The organism is Acinetobacter sp. NigerLNRRAM0016, from assembly GCF_054112845.1.
In genome coordinates, this window is sequence record NZ_JBSYVT010000003.1 from 1 (window position 1) to 20,455 (window position 20,455).

Annotated in this window: 17 protein-coding genes; 9 read left to right on the forward strand and 8 right to left on the reverse strand. The window is 44.0% G+C overall.

The window, feature by feature from the left end:
• The first annotated feature begins 1,006 nt into the window (after positions 1–1,006).
• The 8 genes from ACWQ4X_RS03055 to ACWQ4X_RS03090 all read left to right on the forward strand — a co-directional run bounded on the left by ACWQ4X_RS03055 (position 1,007) and on the right by ACWQ4X_RS03090 (position 9,251).
• Complete coding sequence (locus ACWQ4X_RS03055; protein ID WP_269521990.1) at positions 1,007–1,729, forward strand: toll/interleukin-1 receptor domain-containing protein; 723 nt, start codon at positions 1,007–1,009, stop codon at positions 1,727–1,729.
• Positions 1,730–2,339: 610 nt separating this feature from the next.
• Positions 2,340–3,050 (forward strand): ABC transporter ATP-binding protein, encoded by a 711-nt coding sequence (locus tag ACWQ4X_RS03060; RefSeq protein WP_457902677.1) that lies wholly within the window; start codon positions 2,340–2,342, stop codon positions 3,048–3,050.
• 5 nt (positions 3,051–3,055) lie between these two features.
• On the forward strand, positions 3,056–3,577 hold the full coding sequence (locus tag ACWQ4X_RS03065; protein WP_457902678.1) for an efflux RND transporter periplasmic adaptor subunit: 522 nt from the start codon (positions 3,056–3,058) through the stop codon (positions 3,575–3,577).
• Entirely contained in the window at positions 3,544–3,933 is a 390-nt protein-coding gene (locus tag ACWQ4X_RS03070) for an HlyD family efflux transporter periplasmic adaptor subunit (protein WP_457902679.1), read from the forward strand. The genes ACWQ4X_RS03065 and ACWQ4X_RS03070 overlap by 34 nt, the downstream gene beginning before the upstream one ends.
• Positions 3,934–4,047: 114 nt before the next feature.
• Positions 4,048–4,860: an ABC transporter permease gene (locus ACWQ4X_RS03075; RefSeq protein WP_457902680.1), complete on the forward strand. Its 813-nt coding sequence runs from the start codon at positions 4,048–4,050 to the stop codon at positions 4,858–4,860.
• On the forward strand, positions 4,841–5,242 hold the full coding sequence (locus ACWQ4X_RS03080; protein WP_457902681.1) for an FtsX-like permease family protein: 402 nt from the start codon (positions 4,841–4,843) through the stop codon (positions 5,240–5,242). The genes ACWQ4X_RS03075 and ACWQ4X_RS03080 overlap by 20 nt, the downstream gene beginning before the upstream one ends.
• Before the next feature lie 1,028 nt (positions 5,243–6,270).
• Positions 6,271–7,560: an NAD(P)/FAD-dependent oxidoreductase gene (locus ACWQ4X_RS03085; protein WP_457902811.1), complete on the forward strand. Its 1,290-nt coding sequence runs from the start codon at positions 6,271–6,273 to the stop codon at positions 7,558–7,560.
• A gap of 347 nt (positions 7,561–7,907) precedes the next feature.
• Positions 7,908–9,251: an aspartate aminotransferase family protein gene (locus tag ACWQ4X_RS03090; RefSeq protein ID WP_457902682.1), complete on the forward strand. Its 1,344-nt coding sequence runs from the start codon at positions 7,908–7,910 to the stop codon at positions 9,249–9,251.
• A 63-nt stretch (positions 9,252–9,314) separates the two neighbouring features.
• Here the strand turns inward: ACWQ4X_RS03090 and qhpR are convergent, their stop codons facing one another.
• The gene (gene qhpR / locus ACWQ4X_RS03095; protein ID WP_457902683.1) at positions 9,315–10,349 is read right to left on the reverse strand and encodes an AraC-like transcriptional regulator QhpR; all 1,035 of its coding nucleotides are present in this window, start codon (positions 10,347–10,349) and stop codon (positions 9,315–9,317) included.
• Between the two features lie 101 nt (positions 10,350–10,450).
• Entirely contained in the window at positions 10,451–11,455 is a 1,005-nt protein-coding gene (locus tag ACWQ4X_RS03100) for a phosphotransferase enzyme family protein (protein ID WP_457902684.1), read from the reverse strand.
• A 179-nt stretch (positions 11,456–11,634) separates the two neighbouring features.
• Between ACWQ4X_RS03100 and eat the strand changes: the two genes are divergently transcribed.
• A complete protein-coding gene (gene eat / locus ACWQ4X_RS03105; protein WP_457902685.1) occupies positions 11,635–13,056 on the forward strand; it encodes an ethanolamine permease in 1,422 nt (473 codons plus the stop codon).
• A gap of 64 nt (positions 13,057–13,120) precedes the next feature.
• On the opposite strand, the gene ACWQ4X_RS03110 is transcribed toward eat, so the two are convergent.
• From ACWQ4X_RS03110 to ACWQ4X_RS03135, 6 genes are all read right to left on the reverse strand, one after another.
• Positions 13,121–14,875, reverse strand: coding sequence for a tannase/feruloyl esterase family alpha/beta hydrolase (locus ACWQ4X_RS03110; protein WP_457902686.1), 1,755 nt, complete (start codon positions 14,873–14,875; stop codon positions 13,121–13,123).
• A 32-nt stretch (positions 14,876–14,907) separates the two neighbouring features.
• Positions 14,908–15,300: a PaaI family thioesterase gene (locus ACWQ4X_RS03115; protein WP_457902687.1), complete on the reverse strand. Its 393-nt coding sequence runs from the start codon at positions 15,298–15,300 to the stop codon at positions 14,908–14,910.
• Between the two features lie 54 nt (positions 15,301–15,354).
• Positions 15,355–15,891, reverse strand: a complete 537-nt coding sequence (locus ACWQ4X_RS03120) for a DUF3237 domain-containing protein (protein ID WP_161932261.1) — start codon at positions 15,889–15,891, stop codon at positions 15,355–15,357.
• Positions 15,892–15,946: 55 nt separating this feature from the next.
• Positions 15,947–17,200, reverse strand: a complete 1,254-nt coding sequence (locus ACWQ4X_RS03125) for an OprD family porin (RefSeq protein ID WP_457902688.1) — start codon at positions 17,198–17,200, stop codon at positions 15,947–15,949.
• 81 nt (positions 17,201–17,281) lie between these two features.
• Entirely contained in the window at positions 17,282–18,421 is a 1,140-nt protein-coding gene (locus ACWQ4X_RS03130) for an acyl-CoA dehydrogenase family protein (RefSeq protein ID WP_457902689.1), read from the reverse strand.
• Between the two features lie 74 nt (positions 18,422–18,495).
• Positions 18,496–20,373 carry a feruloyl-CoA synthase gene (locus tag ACWQ4X_RS03135; protein WP_457902690.1) on the reverse strand — a complete coding sequence of 626 codons (1,878 nt, stop codon included), beginning with the start codon at positions 20,371–20,373 and terminating at the stop codon, positions 18,496–18,498.
• Positions 20,374–20,455: the final 82 nt, after the last annotated feature.

Here is a 20,455-nt window from a genome sequence, read left to right on the forward strand (position 1 = left end):
AAAGTTATGTATACATCATATCCCGATATTTTTTAAGGAACTACGGTCGGGGGAAACAGGAAGCATGTATACAGGCGAGAGGATAAACGGTCTGCACATTAAGACACTTTGAAATAACTTGGGAAGCACTGAATAAAAAGGCTTAAATTGGTTAAAAGTCTGTTGTATTTTTTCAGTGTGGGAGCGATGGTGAGTAGCGCATATAAAACAATTAAACTTGAGGTACTTTAGTTCAAGATGAATTGTGGAAATTGTAATTCCCGACCTAAATAATATTTAATTATTAGTGATGTTTTAAACATTAGTAATTTTTAAAAACACTCTGTTTTTTAGGTCGGTTGGATAAAATGAGATAGCTAGCTTAAAGCGAATCCTAAAACATTTCGATTTTTTTTCAGTCGGGATGCTCATTGCGAAAACTTGAGTCGGCACATGCGTGAGCATGTTGGACAATATGTAGAAAAGAAAGGTTAATGAAACACTGGTCATGTTTCTCAGTCGGGGATTGGTCTCTCTGACTAGGCCGAGATTGGTACAGTGTAAGTATTCTGAAGTTTGGTCACTGATGAAAATATATTTATACGGGTTTGCCTGAGACCTAAATCGGGATAATGCTACACCAGCATGAAAAAATCGTGGCTTGTCCTTCCAGATTAGACAAGCATAAAACTATTGCCTAGCAGTAGAAATATGAAATGGAATATGGCCTCAGTCGGCATGAAAAAATTGAACCGCCAGTACAGGCGTAATCATCTGCTCAACAAAGAGTGTTAACAAATGAAATTAGGCTCGATCCCTTAGGGACGAGCCTTGTCTTTGAAAGAAGCTAATAATTTAAATTCGCTGTTCTTTGTGTTAATGATATTTTAATCGAAGAAGCTATATCAGCTTGTTAAGTTATTCATAAAATTATTTTTATTTTTTAGTTTGTTAGTAGTATGTTGTAAAATAGGCTAATCGCTTAATTAAAACCTAAATGTGAATAAATCATAAAAAAGGAAAATAAATGTCTAGATGTACAGCTCCTGTTCGAGGCCATAGTTCTGCTGCAGCTGCTGCGGCTTGCCCAGCATGTCGTAACAGATATGGTTCTCGTTCTCGTAGTTATTCTTACTCATCATCATATAGTTCTGGTAGTTCTTATAATGGGTCTAGTAGCACCTATAGTGATTCTAGTAGAGCTGGGGGCAGTGGGAGTTCAAAAAGTGTTTCAAAACCTCGCTGGGCTAAAACAGGCTCCTCTCTTGTATATACGACAAATGAAGTAACATCCCTAACACCTGTCAGAGAGGTAATCGAGAAAAAAGCTTCTGAGCAGCCTGACCTTCGTGATGTGTTTTTATGCCATGCATGGGATGATCGTAAGGAATCTGCTAAACAACTACACGATTTTCTAGAGGCTGCTGGTGTAAAAGTTTGGTTTAGTGAAAAAGACCTTGGTTTGGGTGTTCCAATGATGAGAGCAATTGATAAAGGTTTGGCTAATTCTAAAGTTGGACTCGTTTTGGTAACACCAGCTTTGTTGTCGCGCTTACCTAAAGAAGGTGTAGCAGATAAAGAGCTTTCAACTCTTCTAGCTGGTAACCGTTTGATTCCAATTGTACATAATACAACGTACGAGGCACTTAGAGATGTCAGTCCAATGTTAGCTTCAAGAAGTGGTCTTGATACATCTGAAGATACGTTGGAGATAGTTGCGGAAAAAATAGCTGAACTTGTTGCACTCTAGTCAATAATTTATCGATAAATTCATTTTTTTGTATGGTGTTTTGTATGGTTTAATTTTTTTATTTAATTAAACTTATATTAATCAATATTTTAAATGTTTGGTTCAATTGACGCCACCCCACCAAATACCTAGCTTAATATGACTGAATATGAAGTTATATAAAGCGGAAAGGCTTAAATCTAAAGGGTTTAAGCCTTTTTTTATGCCTATAGATAACCCAATAGAACCACAGAATAGGGTGTCTTTAGATTGAGTGTTTTTTATGCGCTAGGTAAATGTATTCTCTTAAACAATGCTATTAGTCTTAATGAAGTTAATGGTTAAGCGAGAGGAATGCATACGGTTACATCTGACATTATAAAAACAGAGTAGGATTGACTTTAGTGTAATTAGCATCCTACTGCGTAGTTCAATTTTGGAGTGCTAAAAATTCCATTGATCTGCGGTTATGCCATAGTATATGGTATTAATTAGAATAAATTTTAATCTAAAAAATTGCGAGATCCGCCATAACACTTAGCCATAACGTAGCGGGCATGAATATAAAAGCCGAGAGACTGTACTTGGTGAAGTAAAACATTTTCTGCGACCAGACATAAGGACAACAACTATGAAGTCGAGTCAGGATGTCCTCATCAAGTGTTCTGCTGTCACCAAAGAATATGGGGTCGGTGAAGCCAAAGTGACCGCATTGCGAGGGATCAATCTTGAGGTCTATCGAGGGGAGTTACTGATTTTGGCTGGTCCTTCAGGTTGTGGAAAAACAACCCTGATTTCAATTATCGGGGGGATTTTGAAACGTGATGCAGGCACATGCAGCATACTCGGCAAAGACATGGAAGAGATGAACACGGCTGAGCGCGCACGTTTTCGCGGTACTTCTATTGGTTTTGTTTTTCAGACTTTTAACTTACTTCACTCATTGAGCATTGCTGAAAATGTTGCTGTGCCGCTATTAATCAGCGGAGAAGAGCGTAAGGTTGCCTTGCAACGTGCTCAGGTCGTGCTGGATCAGGTGGGACTTTCGGGACGCGAAGATGCACTTCCCAGTCAACTCAGTGGTGGACAGCAGCAGCGTGTCGCCATCGCGCGTGCACTTGTGCATGAGCCTAAAATTATTATTTGTGACGAACCAACGAGTAGTCTGGATCATGCCACGGGACATGCCATGATGCAGATCTTGCGCAATGTGGCGCAAGCGCCAGATCGTGCGTTGGTCGTCGTGACACATGACACGCGTATTTATGAGTTTGCTGACCGAATCGCACACATGGATGATGGCAAGATTGCTGATATAAGCATTCAAACCGAGGAGGCATAAGTACAATGATACGTAAATACTTGCTCCCCATACTCGCACTGATTGGTTTACTGCTTGCCGTGACGATGGTACTGATTGGCAATAGGCAATCCCCATCATCCGAACCAATCGTTCAGTCGCCAAAATCACCTTTCCCGAGCTATGTGGCTGGAGCAGGGATTATCGAGGCGAGTACTGGAAATATCGTTGTTGGCACGCCTGTGTCTGGTGTTGTGGTCGAGCTGTATGTGCATGAAGGCAGCCCAGTGCAGATTGGCGATAAGTTATTTAAGATTGATGATCGTGAACAGCAAGCACAACTGATACCAGCCTTAGCAAAAGTCTCAGAAATTGCAGCACGTTTGGCACAAGCCAAGAGCCAATTCGAGCTCGCGAACAGCTTATCGGATAAACGCGCGATCAGCGTCGAGGAGTTAAATAATCGGCGCTTTGCAGTCCAGCTTGCCGAAGCTGAACACTGGCATCAGCCCAAGCGCAGGTCAAGCAAATACAGATGGATATTGAACGCTATACTGTACGTGCATTAGTTCGCGGTCGGGTATTACAAAACAAGATTCGTATCGGTGCATTCTTAGAAGGTGGTGCGCCCATTGACTCTTCGATGTTGCTAGGCAATGATGATCGGCTATTTGTACGTGCAGATATTGATGAAAATGATGCATGGCGCATTCAGCCAGGTGCACAAGCCGTGGCATTTGTACGGGGTAATCCAGACTTACACACTGCTCTGAAATTTGAACGCGTGGATCCCTATGTGCTGCCCAAAACTTCATTGACGGGCGATAGCACCGAGCGGGTCGATACCCGTGCCTTGCAGGTCCTTTATAGCTTTGATCACACTACCTTGCCCATTTACGTTGGGCAGAGTCGATGTGTTTATTGAAACCCCAGCGAGTCCATCCTCAAATGGCAAACAGCCTCAAGCCGCATTAGCTGCAACTTCCACGAAGGTCTTGTGAGGATCCAGACCGTCTGCATGCATTAAAGGATTACCCAAATGTTACGTATAGCCTTAAAAATGCTGCTGGGTGATCGTGCCAAATATGTGGGTTTAATCTTTGGTATTACCTTTACCTCATTCTTGGTGACATTCGCGGCTTCCTACTTCGCTGGAATCATGACGCGCGGTTATGCCCCCATTTTTGAGAATGGCTCTGTAGATGTATGGGTGATGGATCCTGCTGTCACTTCAGTGGAGCAAACCACCAATATGTCCCTACAAGCATTGGCTAGAGTGCGCAGTGTAGCAGGGGTACAGTCAGCCGTACCGCTGATGTTTGCCACGGCAGATGTCCGCTTCCCAGATGGGCGCTATCAGCCTTTTCAAGTGATTGGTGTCGATGATGCAACATTGCTCGGCATGCCGAGCATCCAAAATAAAGTAATGCCTAGCTTGCTGAGAGTTCCTGATGCTGTGGTGATTGATGCTGGGGGGACCAGTGGGAAGTTGGAAACCGCAATGCAAATTTCTGAGCAACTGCCACAAGGTAAAATAGATTTTGATGCACCAACCCGTGAACTGACCACAGGCGATGAATTACTCCTGAATGATCATAGCGTACGGATTCTGGGGCAATCGCAAGGGCTGCCACGATTCCCACCGCGTCCGTTGCTCTATACGACATTTTCGAATGCAATTCGCATTTTGCCGCCAGAACGACGTCAACTGACCTTCGTACTGGTGACTGCAGTACCGAAAGTGCTTCCTGAGGACTTGGCAGTGCGCATTGAGTCGGCAACGGGGCTGCGTGCACGCACATCGACTGCGTTTAAATCCGATACGGTGCATTGTGTTTCTGCTGAATTCTGAGGATGTGGGGGACATCGGAGCAATGCTGACCTTGGCTATGTCTGTCGGCTTCGGTGTAACAGGCGTCATGCTCTATATGTTTACCAACGAAAACTTGCGGAATTATGCAGTACTCAGTGCGATGGGAGCCACACCGAAACTGCTTTTAAGCATGGTATTCGCTCAGGCGGGGCTGTGTGGACTTTTTGGAACGGGTCTTGGGCTGGGACTCTGTGCCATTATTGGGCAAATGGCAATAATGGCTGGTTATCCGTTTCGAATGATGTGGTTTACGCCAGTGCTGGGTGCCGTGACGGTTGTACTGGTTTGTGTGGTTGCCGCTGCACTGAGCATACGTCCTGTATTGAAGATGGAACCAAGCCAAGTATTTTCGGGACGTTGAGTTAGATTGTTAGGCTTCGTTAACTTGATAGATAGGGTAACAAAGATGATTGGATGGGATCTTTCGGATTAGATCAAGAAGAACTTTTAAACTCCTCAAACCATTTGCTAAGGCTGCAATCTATCCAGTACAGCATAAGCAATTAATTGAATAAAAGGTTTAGCCTTTCCTAAAATGAGCCATTGATCAAGAACTACGTAATAAGGTAAACGGTTTTGACGTAACTGACGTAACTGACGTAACTGACGTAACTGACGTAACTGACGTAAGTTATGTAACTTATATCAGATGTATGGTTTTCATAAGTTCTCAGTTGATGAATATCCGTGAAATCAGACCGTTACCATTAGTTAAAGCTTGAATGCTCATAAAAACATGTACTTTTACCAAACGCTCAATCGGATGTGATGCACGTGGGTGAATTCTGTCCTTTCTTTACTCAAAATATAATGTTCAGCAATCAAAGCTTCATTAAAAAATGGAGGAGATGCGCTTTCATATTAATTAAATTTATTAAATAGTTTTTTTTAAATTAACTTGATTTATTGCGAGTTGAGGAGGCTTATTTAAATGGGTATCGAGTCACGGCAAGCTTATTTAAGCTTGAATAATCATGTAAATTTAGAATAAAAATTTTATTTTTTGGCGAATGTCAATTTTTTTTACAAGCCTAAGGAACAGCATTATTGGCGATGAATCTTGGATTTTAGATCGTCACTATAAAGTTGAGTGTGTTTTTAAAAATAAATATAAATCAAGTGTGTAAGATGTTTAATTTGAATTTTGATGTTGCTTGGAATGAAGCATTTTCGTCAATTTATCTCACCCTAAAGAGACATTATTTCCTGAAAAAATGTTGGCTATCACTATTGTTTATTTAAAATATTTAGGATACATTTTGAAACATCTGGAAGGATGCTCATTCCTTAGGCAATTATTTGATGGCTATGCGTCGTATGTTTCATAACCATCAAACAATTGGAGAAACAGCCATGCTGCTGAAAAATAGTGAAAACAAAAAGTGTAAAATGCGGATCGTGATTGTTGGTGGTGGAGCGGGTGGACTAGAACTTGCGACACGCCTAGGGAATCGTTTAGGCAAAAAAAATAAAGCCGAGATTATCTTGGTGGATGCCACGCTCACACATATCTGGAAACCACTGTTACATGAAGTCGCTTCAGGTACCTTAAATTCACATGATGATGAATTGAACTACTTTGCACATGCCAAGAAGAATCATTTTGAGTTTTATTTGGGGAAAATGATCAATATTGATCGGACCCATAAAACCATTCAACTGGAAGAATTAAGTTCGCATCAGGGGGAAACAATCGCACCTAGTCGTGCGCTTGCCTATGATGTTTTGGTGGTTTCAGTCGGTTCAACCTCCAATGATTTTAATACCGAAGGCGCGAAAGAGCATTGCGTGTGTTTAGATTCACGTGCACAAGCCGATTACTTGCAAAAAGAATTTTTAAATCTCTATCTGCAAGCACAAGCCAATAGCTTAATTGAAAATGAAAAGCCGAGTCTGCTGAATATCGCCATTATTGGGGCAGGTGCTACGGGAGTGGAGTTAGCCGCTGAGTTGGATTTTGCCGCACATCAATTCTGCAAATATGGTTTGGATAGCATCAAACCCGACAACGTGCAGATTACCTTAATTGAGGCGGCGGATCGTGTCTTGCCCGCATTGAACGCCAAAATTTCCAGTCTGGCTGAGGAAGAGTTGCTCAACATGGGCATCCATGTACGCACCAACAGTCGAGTGAAGAAAATTGATGAAGCTCATATTTATTTTGATGATGGCACTCAGTTACCCGCGGACTTAAAGGTCTCGTCTGCGGGTATTAAAGCACCTGATTTCTTAAAGAATATTGCCGACTTGGAAACCAATCGCATCAATCAGCTGGTGGTGAAATCGACGTTGCAAACAACGCGTGATGAGTGCATTTTTGCGATGGGCGATTGTGCAAGCTATACCCCAGAGGGGAAGGAGCGTCCTTTGGCACCACGTGCGCAAGTAGCAAATCAACAGGCCATTTTTTTAGAAAAGGCATTATCGGCTTATGTCATGGGGCAAGCTTTGCCACAGTTCATTTTTAAAGACAAAGGATCCTTGGTGTCTTTAAGTGATCGCAACAGTGTGGGGCATGTCATGGGCAATATTAATATTGAAGGCTTTGTCGCGCGCATGATGTATATGTCACTGTATCGGTTTCATCAAATTGCTTTGCATGGGTTATTTAAAACAGGCATTTTGATGTTAAAAGATGTCTTGGCCAAGTCTTCTCGACCACAATTAAAAATGCACTGATTTCGATTAATGAAGTGTATTTTATTTGAAGAAGTAAAGTGTTTTAAAAACAGACTCAATCGCTAAGCAATTGGCGGTTGAGAGTCAAGAGAGGCTTAAACTGCAAGGGTTTAAGCTTTTTAGAGCTATTGTTATTCTAATTGATCCAACTGAATATCGACTATGAAAAGTATCGAAACGGATCAGAGGCTCAGGTTCCGCTAATAAACATGCAATCTTCCTTTCATTCAATTTTGACATTAAAAGCCTAAATTAGAGTTTTAGTGTCAAGTCAGAAAAAACAGAGCTGTGCAATATAAAAGCCATTCAAACGAACGAATAAAGAATTTGTGACAGAGGAATTGCTGATGAATACACGATCTACCATTATGGATACCAACAGTTTTCGTGCCGAACATGCGCATGCTCTAGATCCAGCAACCAGACAATTAACTGATCGACGCAGTAAAAATTTAGGTGAATCCTATCGACTGTTTTACCGAAATCCAGTGCATTTGGTCAAAGGTGAAGGGCAGTATTTATGGGATGCCGAGGGCAATAAATATCTTGATGCCTACAACAATGTTGCCAGTATAGGGCATTGCCATCCTGCTGTAATTGAAGCCGTGAATCAGCAAATGCAAATGTTGAATACGCATACCCGTTACTTACATGAACGCATTTTGGATTATACCGATGAGCTTTTGGCAACCGTGCCATCAGAAATCAATAAAGCCATGTATATGTGTACAGGTTCTGAAGCCAATGATTTGGCCATTCGGATTGCCCGCGAGTACACAGGCGGCACGGGTATTATTGTGTCGCAAGAAGCCTATCACGGTACCAGTGATTTAACCTCGGGCTGTTCGCCAGCGCTAGGGACAGGACAAACCTTGGCCGCGACCACGCGTTTGGTGGCTGCACCCGATCAATACCGTTTTACAGGGGAAGACTTGGGCGATTGGTTTGCACAAAAAATTCAGGAACAGATTGATGATCTGCGCGCCAACGGCATTCAGTTTGCAGGTTTCTTGGCAGATTCGATTTTTTCATCGGATGGGGTAATGCCAAATCCAGTCGGCTTTTTACAAAAAGCAGTCGATGTGGTGCATGCCAATGGCGGAATTTTTATTGCCGATGAAGTCCAGCCAGGCTTTGCCCGTACAGGCGATTCCTTCTGGGGCTTTGGTCGTCACGGTGTCGTGCCTGATATCATCACCACGGGTAAACCGATGGGCAATGGTATTCCGGTGTCGGGCTTGTTGGCTAAAGATGAAGTGTTGTCGGCATTCAGTCATAAAATTCCGTACTTCAATACCTTTGGGGGGAATCCCGTGGCTATGGCTGCGGCACAAGCCGTGCTGAAAACCATTCAGGAAGAAAACTTACAAGCGCATAGCCAGCGTTTAGGCGGTATGCTGTTGGCGGAACTGCGTAAGTTGATGGATCGACATGAATGTGTGGGAGATGTCCGCGGTGCAGGTTTATTTATTGGCTTTGAACTGGTACAAGACCGTGACAGTAAAAGCCCAGATAAAGCTTTGGCATTAGATTTAATTGAAGAATTGCGTAATACGCATCGAGTACTGACCTCGGTTGCAGGACCATATGGCAATGTCTTGAAACTCAGACCACCGTTGGTGTTCCAAGAGCAAGATATCGACTGGTTGGTGGGGGCGCTGGATCAGGCACTAAGCAAGTTGAAAAAGTAAAAGTACTTATTTCCCAAGCCAAATAAAAACCCACGATATTGTGGGTTTTTTACATCAGTTGTTTTAGTGCCGCAATTGGCGTGGGGTACAGCCAAACCAACGCTTGAAGGCACGCGAAAAGGCACTGACCTCGGAATAGCCCAATAAAAAAGCCACCTCTGAAATCGGTAAGTTCTTTTGTTTAATATAGTTATTTGCCAGCTCATAGCGGACTTGGTCAATCAGTTGGGTAAAGGTGATGTCATACGATTTAAGGCGTCGCGACAGGGTACAAGGACTGAGATTCAGCGCATAAGCAATTTTTTCTAGATTTGGTTCGCCTTGAATAAGATCTTGCTGAATGTGCGAACGTACTTGATTAATCAGGCTTTGCGAATGCGATTGGGTATTTAGAATTTTCAGGGTATCCAGCATCATGGTCAGCAACAGTGGATCGGACTGTGGCATGCGGGTTTTTAAGTCTGACTTGGCAAACAGAATGGAATTATACGGCTGATCAAAAAACACAGGCGCATTAAATAATTTACTGTGTTCTTGCCAAAATTCAGGACGTGGATGTTCAAAGTGAATTTCACGTGGTGAATAATGTGCACCCAGTACTTCACGAATCACATTCATAAACATGCCGATGGTCAGCTCGGCATCTTGTCGGCGCGACAGAATCGCACCATGCTGAACCTGATAATCAAAACGATAGGCATCATGAACTTCAACCACACGGCATAAGGTGTCTTTTTGATGCAAATGAAAATGCGAGGTCATGTTTTTCAGCGCATCTTCCAAAGAGGCTGAACATAAACCGATATAACCAATCAACCCCAAGGCTTTGGGATGAAATTGCTGTCCATAATGCAATCCAAAATTATCACAGTGCGACAGTTTGGCGGATTGCTCCAGCACTTCACAATAATTGGTGAGTTGTAGGCTTAAGGTGGGGCTAAGCAGCAATTCGGGGTTAATACCGCTGATCCCAAAAATACGATCAACATCGGCACCTTTGTGCAGAATAAAGTCACTCAGTCCAGATGCGGCGGCAGACAAAATGCCTTGATTGCTGATTTCATGTTGTTGGGCAGAGAGAGGATTAAATTGAATCACGCATAGCCTCTTTGAATTAGGCGGAGAACATTCCTGAATTAAGCAAGAGCTATGCCATGCGTGGTTAGATTGTACGATGATTGCAAGACAGCTTACGTTTTCTATACACCTGCGGGTAATTGATGATTTAAGTACTTTTTACATAGTCTGACGGTTTCATTCGACCATTGATTGCCCAAGCTTTTTGTCATATCGGTCGAAGCATGTGAGCCAACCCATGCCATTAACTGGATGCGGCGTTGCATAATGAAGGTCGGAATAAGCGCATATTCTTCCGCGCTGATGTGCCCGACTTTTTCATAACCATTCAACCATTTTTCGACCCAAGCGGGTGCAGCCGCATAGTGCTCATTAAAACTGATGGCTGCCGCCAAATCATGCATAAACCAGCTCATGCCGCAGTCATCAAAATCAATCACCCCAACTTTCTGATCGTTCAGCAACAGATTAGTCAAACGGAGGTCGGCATGAATCAAACCATAACGATCGGGTGTTTTTCCAAACTGCGCCAATTCTGTGGCAATACGCTCAATCGCCTCATCAATAATCACATGATCTTGGCGGTTTAAATGTGTGGCATGCCGCCAGTCGCCCCAATGTCCATTAGCATGCAGCATGCTTTCATGATCCCAAACAATGCGCTGGAAATGCTCGGGTTTTTGCCAGCGTTTACTCTGCGCATGGAGTTGTGCGGTAATTTCTCCCAACTGCTTAAAGTCGTGCGGATCGACATTGTCTGCAGTGGGCATCATTCCTTGCACCCAATGAAATAAAACCGCATGTCGGCAAATTTCAGGCGTTAAATATAAACTTTGTACCTTTTGTCCTTGCAGATCGGGAATTGCTATTGGTACGGCGATGCCAGAAGTATGCAGTGCATTCAGCCATGCCAGTTCACTTTCAATCTGTTGTTTAGAATGATAATTGGGACGATGAATACGCAGCGCATATTGTTGTTGAGCTGTTTTCACCACAAAAGTGGCATTTTCGGATTGGCACAGTAATTTGATTTCTCCGTGATATTCCGAAGGGTAGGCTTGCATCGCTTTTTGGGCAATGAGGTAGAGTTGTTGAATGCTTAAATATTCGTTTTGTTCAGCGGTCATCATGTACTCCTTCAGTTCTCATATCTCGTTCTTGAACCATGACTTTGAGCTGATCTTATAAAAGAAAAAAAAGGGCAACTTGACTTCAAGCGACTTTGCTCATGATTTATTGTCAAGTTTAAAGCCGATATTTCACCGATATTAAGGCAACAGAATTGGTGAATAGGTGATCGGAAATCATGAAAGAAGAACTGACATTAACTGCGGATGGTGTGGCAGAGAACACCGAATATTTTGCACAACGACAATTAAAAAAAGGTGCCGTGGGCTGGTTGCTTTTGGTTGGATTGGGCGTGTCTTATGTTATTTCAGGCGATTTTGCAGGCTGGAATTTTGGTATTGCACAAGGCGGCTGGGGTGGACTGTTTATAGCCACGCTGGTGGTGGCCTTCATGTATTTGTGCATGAGTTTATCCATGTCGGAAATGTCGACCATGTTACCCACGGCAGGTGGGGGCTACAGCTTTGCTCGGGTTGCCTTCGGCCCGTTTGGGGGCTATTTAACAGGTACCGCAATTTTAATTGAATACGCCGTGGCACCTGCTGCAATTGCGGTGTTTATTGGCAACTATTGCGAAGCGCTGTTCGGCATAGGCGGTTGGGTGGTGTATTTGCTCTGTTACATTTTCTTTATGGGTATTCATTTAAAAGGTGCAGGTGAAGCCCTGAAAATCATGTTCGGAATTACTGCAATTGCCAGTGTGGCATTGCTGGTATTTATTGTGGCGATGCTACCGCATTTTAATGCGAGCAATTTATTTAATATTCCAGTCGCCCATCAAGCTGCGGGTGCCAGTGCATTTTTACCCTTTGGCTATATGGGAATTTGGGCGGCTGTACCCTTTGCAATCTGGTTTTTTCTGGCCGTAGAAGGGGTGCCTTTGGCAGCAGAAGAAGCCAAGGATCCTGTAAAGTCCTTGCCTCGAGGTTTAATCGGTTCCATGCTGATTCTGGCTGCCTTTGCCTTGCTGATTCTATTCTTAAGTGCAGGGGCGATGGGTGCAGATCAAATTAAAGATTCAGGCGCACCGCTGGTGGATGCACTGGTAGCGGTATATGGTCAAAATGCTTGGGTGGCAGGTTTTGTCAATTTTGTCGGATTGGCAGGCTTGGTTGCCAGTTTCTTTTCGATTATTTATGCCTATTCGCGCCAAGTATTTGCCTTGTCTCGGGCGGGTTATCTGCCTTCAGCCTTATCACTGACCAATAAAAATCATGCACCGACATGGGCAATTGTGATTCCTGGGGTGATTGGTTTTATTCTGTCTTTGACAGGTGAAGGGGATTTACTGATTTTGATGGCGGTGTTTGGTGCGACCATTTCCTATGTGTTGATGATGTTGTCACATATTAAATTGCGGATTTCACGTCCTGAATTACCACGTCCTTATAAAACCCCTGGTGGAATGATTACTTCGAGTATTGCGCTAGTGTTGGCGTGTATTGCAGTTGTGGCAGGCTTAATGGTCGATCCAAAAGTCTGGCTGATGGCTGCACTGATTTATGCCATATTTATTGTTTATTATCTGGTCTATAGCCGTCATCATTTGATTGCAGGAACACCTGAGCAAGAGTTTGCATCAATTCAGCAACAGGACTAATGCAGCATCCTTTTATCTAAATGCAAAAAAAAGAGCAAGGATTTGCTCTCTTTATTTTTAAAGCTTATTTACAACTGAAATTTTCAGCCAATTCACTATCGCCCTGACCGTTATAGCGGGCAATCAGCGGGTATGGACAAAGCGGGCGAGTACGGGTTGCCGACCAGTCTGTCGGCAGTTCAGTATTTTGACCACCTAGGTTGCCTTCACCGCGTGCGGCCGCAATAATTTGGTCAGGGGCTTGACCATATTCCACCCAATTCACCAAGGCCGTTAGGGCATCAAACTGGTCGGTGGCAATCCCTCCGCGAGAGTGATTCATACCCGGCACACGGAAGAAACGGGCAAAACTCGGGGCATTGCCTGAAGCATTATTTTGATATTTTTGCAGTAATTTATCGTACCAGTTTTGGGTATCATCGACTGAAAAGACGCCATCAGCTGTGCCTTGAACCACAATCATTTTGCCGCCATGTTGCTGCAGTTTGTCCAGATTCAATTCATCAGGTGGAATCATGAAGGACATGGCACTTTCGGTATAGGTTTCATTGGTGGCGGACAATTTTGCATAGTCCGTGTCGAAATTAAAATTAAAGGCAAATTGACGGGAATTCAGCATCATGTCTGGATTGGGTGGAACCTGAAAAATAATCCCGACCGCGACAGGATCACGTGCCGTACCAACGGAAGATTCAAATTTCCAACTGGCCCAGTTACTGCCGATCAGCCCCGGATCAAACGGTTGCGTGGCATATAATGCTTCGCCTGTTGAATTGACTGGACCACGATAGATATTGGCCAGCACATCAATTTGCGCTGAAGATAAACAACTGCCATCCCGTGTGCCAGTACAGATCGGAACATCGCTATGAATATCAAATGCTGTACGACAGGCTTCGACATCTTGGACTAAACCATCTGCCACACCATCCAGCCCATCACATTGATCCAGAATGGCTTGAGCAAGCACTTTTCGTTCAGGCAATGTCAGCGCAGTGCTTAAATCATTTTCATCGGTCGCAACGCGACGTAATTGTTGTGCGGTATACAGTTGTGCTGCCGCCGCGTGTGGCAAGTGAAACCCGGGGGTACTGGCAAGAATACCATCGTACTGATCTCCCAAACGGGTGGCTGCCATCATGGCATGCCGTCCACCATTTGAGGTTCCACCCGCATAAGAACGGTCGGGCAGTTTGCCATATGCGGCTTGAATCAGACTTTTCGCCATTGGTGTGAGTTTGGTGATAGCACCATAACCATAGTCTATGCGAGCTTGAGGATCTAAACCAAACAATGGATTCTGTGCCGAATTGTGTCCCGCATCTGAGGAAATCACCGCAAAACCATCATGCAGTGCATTGGTGAGTGGTCCGCCACTGCCGACCTGACCTGTTGCGGTCACAATATTGCCATCGGTTCCGCCATTGCCCTGATACAGGAAGCGCCCATTCCAATCGATCGGGAGTCGCATTTCAAAGCCAATTTGATAGGTTTGTCCATCTACAGGGCTAACCCGTTGATGCATATAACCCGTAATCAGACAGTGTGCCGCAATGTCTTGCCCTGCCACTTTAAACGTACCCGCGGCTTGTAAGCTTGCAGAAGTAATCGTGGTTTGCTCATATTGGAAACCGGTTAAATCTGTGCAGGCACCTTTTAAATTGGTACCCACAGCAGGTGTGAGTTGCGGAACACTGACCGTGGTTTGGCTTGTGGCAGTGTTGTCATTTTCCCCATCGCCACAGGCAGCAAGGGTGGTACATAACATCAGATAGCTGAGTTGTTTCAGCCATTTTTTTTGTTTTAAGATTGTTTGCATTATTGAAGTTCCATATCAATGCATGTTGGATATTAAGGATGGAGCACCATGAAATTTGCAGTGCTTCGTGCAATCATTTTTTGGTTTTGCCATGCTTCACTCTCTAGGCAAAGTATGGCTTTGCCTTGTTTGGTAAAACGGCATTTGGTGAGTACCGTGCCGACTTGGCAGGGGCGTAGGAAATCCATGGTCAGGTTAATGGTGGTTGCAGGGGTTTCATGATTTGCAAGATACGCAAACAGTCCCATCACATCATCCAGCATGGCGCAGACCATGCCACCTTCTACGCTGCCGCGCGGATTGGTAAAGCTATCTAGCGCCACATAACTGATTTCCAGTTCAGTCTGGTCGGCATTCCATTGAATATTGTGTCCGCCCAGCAGATGATGGATGGGAGGTAAGTTGACTAAAGGGCTGAGGGTCATAAAGAAAGATCCGTTTTTCAAACAATGACTAAAAGATGGGTGCGGCAAAGTGGCTTATTGCAGCGTATAAGCATCGTAAATCACGGCTTTGCCTAGACGCATGGCACTTCCAACGGCAACGGTTTGATTCAGCCACGCATATTTCGGTGCGCTGGTTTCAAATTGCATGGTGATTTTGAAATAGTATGTGTTCGGGTCGACATCTTTGCCTTGCGCCAGTTGCTTTAAAACCTCGCTGGAACCATGTCGATAGCCCTTGGTTTGTAAATAAATTAATGCACCATCGTCAGTTTCGAGCAGGTAGCGGGTGTCAATAATCGCAAGTCCCTGACTATCCACAATTTGCCAATCGGCACCATTATTTAAAATACGACCCTTAAGCTGTTTGCCTTGGAAAGTGCCTCCTGTAATCGGAATAATTCGGCGTTTTCCCCCATCGCTGGTGGTGCCCAGTTCCCAAACAGGTGCATTTAAATCCACACTAAATTGCGCCAGCGGTTCCAGATGCGGTGCTGGTGGATGGTATTGCGTTTCAGCATAACTCTGGCTGAATAGGCTCAAGCCAAAGCAAAGTCCAAGTATTTTTTTCATTAGAATGTTCTCGCAATAAAAAGAGGTTCTGACAGCAGCAGAACCTCGCTAGGCATTATTTAAATTTCCACATGTAGTCGATATTGATGCGGGTTTCGTTGGATGGTTTGATGTTGGCGGTCGAGAGCATGTTGTTGTCATACATCGCGTAGCGGGCGCGCAAACCGAGATTTTTTAAAGGTCCATTTTGTACGGTATAACCAATGTCAAAATCGGTTTCATGTTCTTTTAAATTTGTTCCACCCAAATTTGGTGCATAAATATTATCGCCTGTGGTGTAACGGGTCATGAAACGTAAACCCGGCACATAATTTTTAAAATCATATTCATAGCGGAAGCTGTAAACATGCTCTTTGGGATTTAAAAATTCCGCTGGCCACGTGTCAATCAGTAGCCCTGTTTCACCACCGGTTAAATAGGGAAATGCGGTATCGCCGTTATGATGGAAGGTTGCCAAAATAAATTTATGATTTTGATGCTTCAGTTCAAAATACCCATGAATCAGGTCGTTATCCACTAAACCTGCTTTGGCTTGCCCATCTTCACGGCTACGGTAATAGCGTAGTTGTGAGCTAAAGTTGTTGCTGTCATTAAATTTGTGATTATAGGTTATCCCAAACATGGACTGGTTATATAGGTCTTCTACATCCATATAAAAACTGGTCAGCTTGGTGCTTGGAATGAGCTGGTAATTGCCCCCGAGATAATAAAGTTGATCGGTATCGGCACTTTTAAAGCGTCCATTGACCGCTGAAATGCGCATATTTTCCCAGTTGGTCGAATCGCGTTGATTGACCTGATCGATATACGCCGATTGGAAATCTAGATTCGTAATATCTTTCGACTCTAAGGAAATACCCCGATAGGTTTGCGGTAACAGGCGCGCGGGCGATGCGACCAAAACAGGATTCATGGGACGGAGCGTACCGACTTTTAACTCGGTTTTACTGATTTTAGATTTGCCTGTCCCTCCAATCTGTCCATAACTATCCGCCGGTTCGTTGGTGACAGGATCACGCGGTAAGTTGCCCGTGCCAGCATAATCGGCACTGGCATCCAGTTTAAAGCCTGCGGTGGCTAAAATGTCCAGACCAAAACCGATCGTTCCTTCGGTATAGCCTGAATTGGCTCTGAAAATAAGACCCTGTGTCCAATCTTTCATGGCTGGATATTTGGAGACTTCCTGATAGTCACGATCAAAATAAAAATTTCGCGTGGTTAAGTCGACCGTACTGTTATCAATAAAGCTGCCCGCAAATACTGAACTGGAAAGCATAAGGGTAGAGTACATCCATAATTTAGACTGCATTGCATTTCTTCCTGAAATATCATTGTTGTTTTACATGCAGACCTCGCACTGAGGTCTGTTCTTGATTTCTTGCTAAAAGAATTATTTTCCGAGCATTTCCCGCGCCACGATTTCTTTCATAATTTCATTGGTGCCGCCGTAAATTTTCTGCACGCGAGCATCGACAAAGAAACGAGAAATCGGATATTCCTGCATGTAACCGTAGCCGCCAAACAGTTGCAGTAATTGATCAATCACTTCACATTGGGTATCGGTGATGAAGCATTTCAAGGCAGCAACATGAGTCACGGTGAGTTCATCTCGGCTATATTGCTCGGCACATTGATCGACAAAAGCCTGTGCAGCTTTGGCTTTAATTTGGGTATTGGCAAGTACAAAGCGCGTGTTCTGCATTTGGCTTAAGGGTTGTCCAAAGGCTTTGCGTTCCTGCACATAATCTTTGGTTAGTTCGATAGCACCCAAAATAGAACCCAGTGCCATCATGGAAATACTTAAACGCTCACGTGGCAGTTCCTGCATCAGGTAGGCAAAGCCTTTGCCTTCTTCCCCGAGTCGTTGCGTTTTCGGCACTTTGACCTGATCAAAAAATAATTCGGCAGTGTCTTGGGCATGTAAGCCAATCTTTTTCAGTGATCTGCCTTTTTCGACCCCAGCTAAAGTAGCATCGATCAGTAACAGGGAAATGCCTTTGGCGCGCGCTTCAGGATCGGTTTTGGTGACCAGTACAATCAGGTCGGCATGAATACCGTTGGAAATAAAGGTTTTAGAACCATCCACCAGATAATGGTCATCGTTCAAAATGGCTTGGGTGCGTATGGCTTGTAAGTCTGAACCAGCATTGGCTTCAGTCATGGCAATTGCAGTCACCACTTCGCCAGACACCATTTTCGGCAACCAATGTTTTTTCTGCTCTTCACTGCCGATGTTTTGAATATACGGGGAGACCAGTTCATTTTGCCCGCCAATGGCAACCGCTAAAGAGGTAAAACCGGCTTGTGCGGTTTCTTGTACCAGCATCAGAGAATAGTGTACAGGGGCACCATAGCCGCCATATTCCTCAGGCACATCTACACATAAAAAGCCGTTTTCGCCTAGCTGATTCCACAGTTTTCTAGGGATCAGACCATCTTCTTCCCATTGCTCATAATGCGGTGCGACAAATTCTTTCAGGAAGCGGCGATAGTTATCGCGAAACAGTTCAAATTCAGTATCTTGCTGCATACTTAACCTTTTTTTGGCAAAAGTAGGGGTAAAGCCCAAAATAAATTGAGCTTTTTTACTGTTATTTCAGTGGTTTAGTTATTTAAGGTCGGAATCCGAATAATCAGGGAATTCTCGGTTTGCTTTTGATATAACTCGGCAATTTTCTCCGCGCGTCGCTTTAGAATATTGCTTTGATTGAGATTACCTTTATCGGTCACTTCACCTGCATCCAATTGCGGTGGTTCAGTTTGCAGATACAGCATCGAAACACGATTGGAACTTCCTGTCGCATCCTTGTTGTAGTGCATCAAAAATTGACGGAACCATTGCTGAACTTTTGGATGTTTCAAGATTTCTGCAGCACTATGCTCGGATAAAGCAAGTCCTGCATAATCGGCGCAGGCATCCAGTTTTGGAAAAATCAGGAAGCCAATCGCATTCAGGTTGGAACCGGTAATGCACACATCCTGAATCAGTAAATTGCCTTGAATCAGCACTTTATTGCGTAAAGTCCCGACATTGACGAAGGTGCCTGTATTGAGCTTAAAGTCTTCGGCAATACGCCCGTCATACATCAGCCCTTGAGTAGGATCCTGATCATCCACCAAACGCACGGCATCGCCCGTGTGGATAAAGCCTTCTTCATCAAACACAGAACTGTGTTGGTCCGCATTTAAACGCCAGTAGCCTTTCATGACGTGTTTGCCACGGACACAGAATTCCAGTTTGTCGCCATATGGCACCAGCTTGATTTCACAACCGGGTGCTGGGTAACCAATAAAGCCTGCCATCACGCGTGGACCTGTGGTAAACGCGCAAGAAGGTGCCGTTTCGGTCATGCCGAGACCGCTCATAATGCGAATTTTTTCACCACAATGTTGCTGCGCGATACGGTCTAAACGGTTCCAGCCTGCTTCGGACAAGGCGGCTCCTGCAAAAAACAGCACTTTGACTTTTGCAAAGAAACGATCACGCAGTTCGGCATCTTTTTCGAGGGCGTCGGTGAGTTCTTCCCAACCTTTCGGTACATTCAAATACACCGTCGGTGAAATTTCTTTTAAGTTGCGAATGGTTTCATCAAACTTACCAGCGACAGGTTTGCCATCATCAATGTAAATGGTGCCACCGTTATATAGAGCAATCCCGACATTGTGACTGCCACCAAAGGTATGATGCCAAGATAACCAATCCAGCAAGACTGGCGGTGTTTCTTCAAACTCAGGGAAAGTTTGGAGCAACATCTGCTGATTTACAGTCAACATTAAATGGGTAGTGGGAACTGCTTTTGGTAGTTTGGTTGAACCCGAAGTAAATAAAAACTTGGCAATCTGGTGTTCATCTAAACTTTGATAATGCTCCTGCACATTGCTCACAGGCGTATCTAAAAGTTCTTGAAAGGCAGTACAACTATGATCGCCAATAATGCCTTTATTGGTCACAATTTCAATGTGAGCAGGGGCACAAGCTGCAACGGCTTTGGCAAAAGCACGACCGTCATTGGCATAGACCATGCCCGGGGTCAGCACATCAAAAACATGCTTTAACTTGCCGAAATCTTGTGAAATCAGTGAATAGGCAGGGGAAATGGCCGAGAAAGGAACCCCTGCCAACATTGCGCCCATGGATAAGGTTAAATGTTCCAGATCATTGCCCGATAAAATCACTAAAGGGTGTTGTTCACTGAGATTGCGATTATGCAAGGCTTGGGCAATATGCCAAGCCCGCTGCAGCACTTCAGCATAATTGAGCTTGACCCATTCACCTTGCGTATTTCGTTTTGCTGCAAAAATATGCTCAGGTTTGGTTTGTGCAAAATGAATTAGGCGGTCAGTCAATTTTTGCGGATAGCTGTTTAGTTGTTCTTTCGGATGCAGATACAAAACCTGATCTTTGTAGACGTAATCAATATCATGACGCCCAAGTTTTACCAGTCGTTCGCGATCTTGTGATTGAGTGGCATTCATTTGCATTGTTTTTCACTCCATGGAAAGCGCATCACTGCGCTTTTATATTTTTTGCATCATGCAATTTATATTTTATTTCTACGCCAGT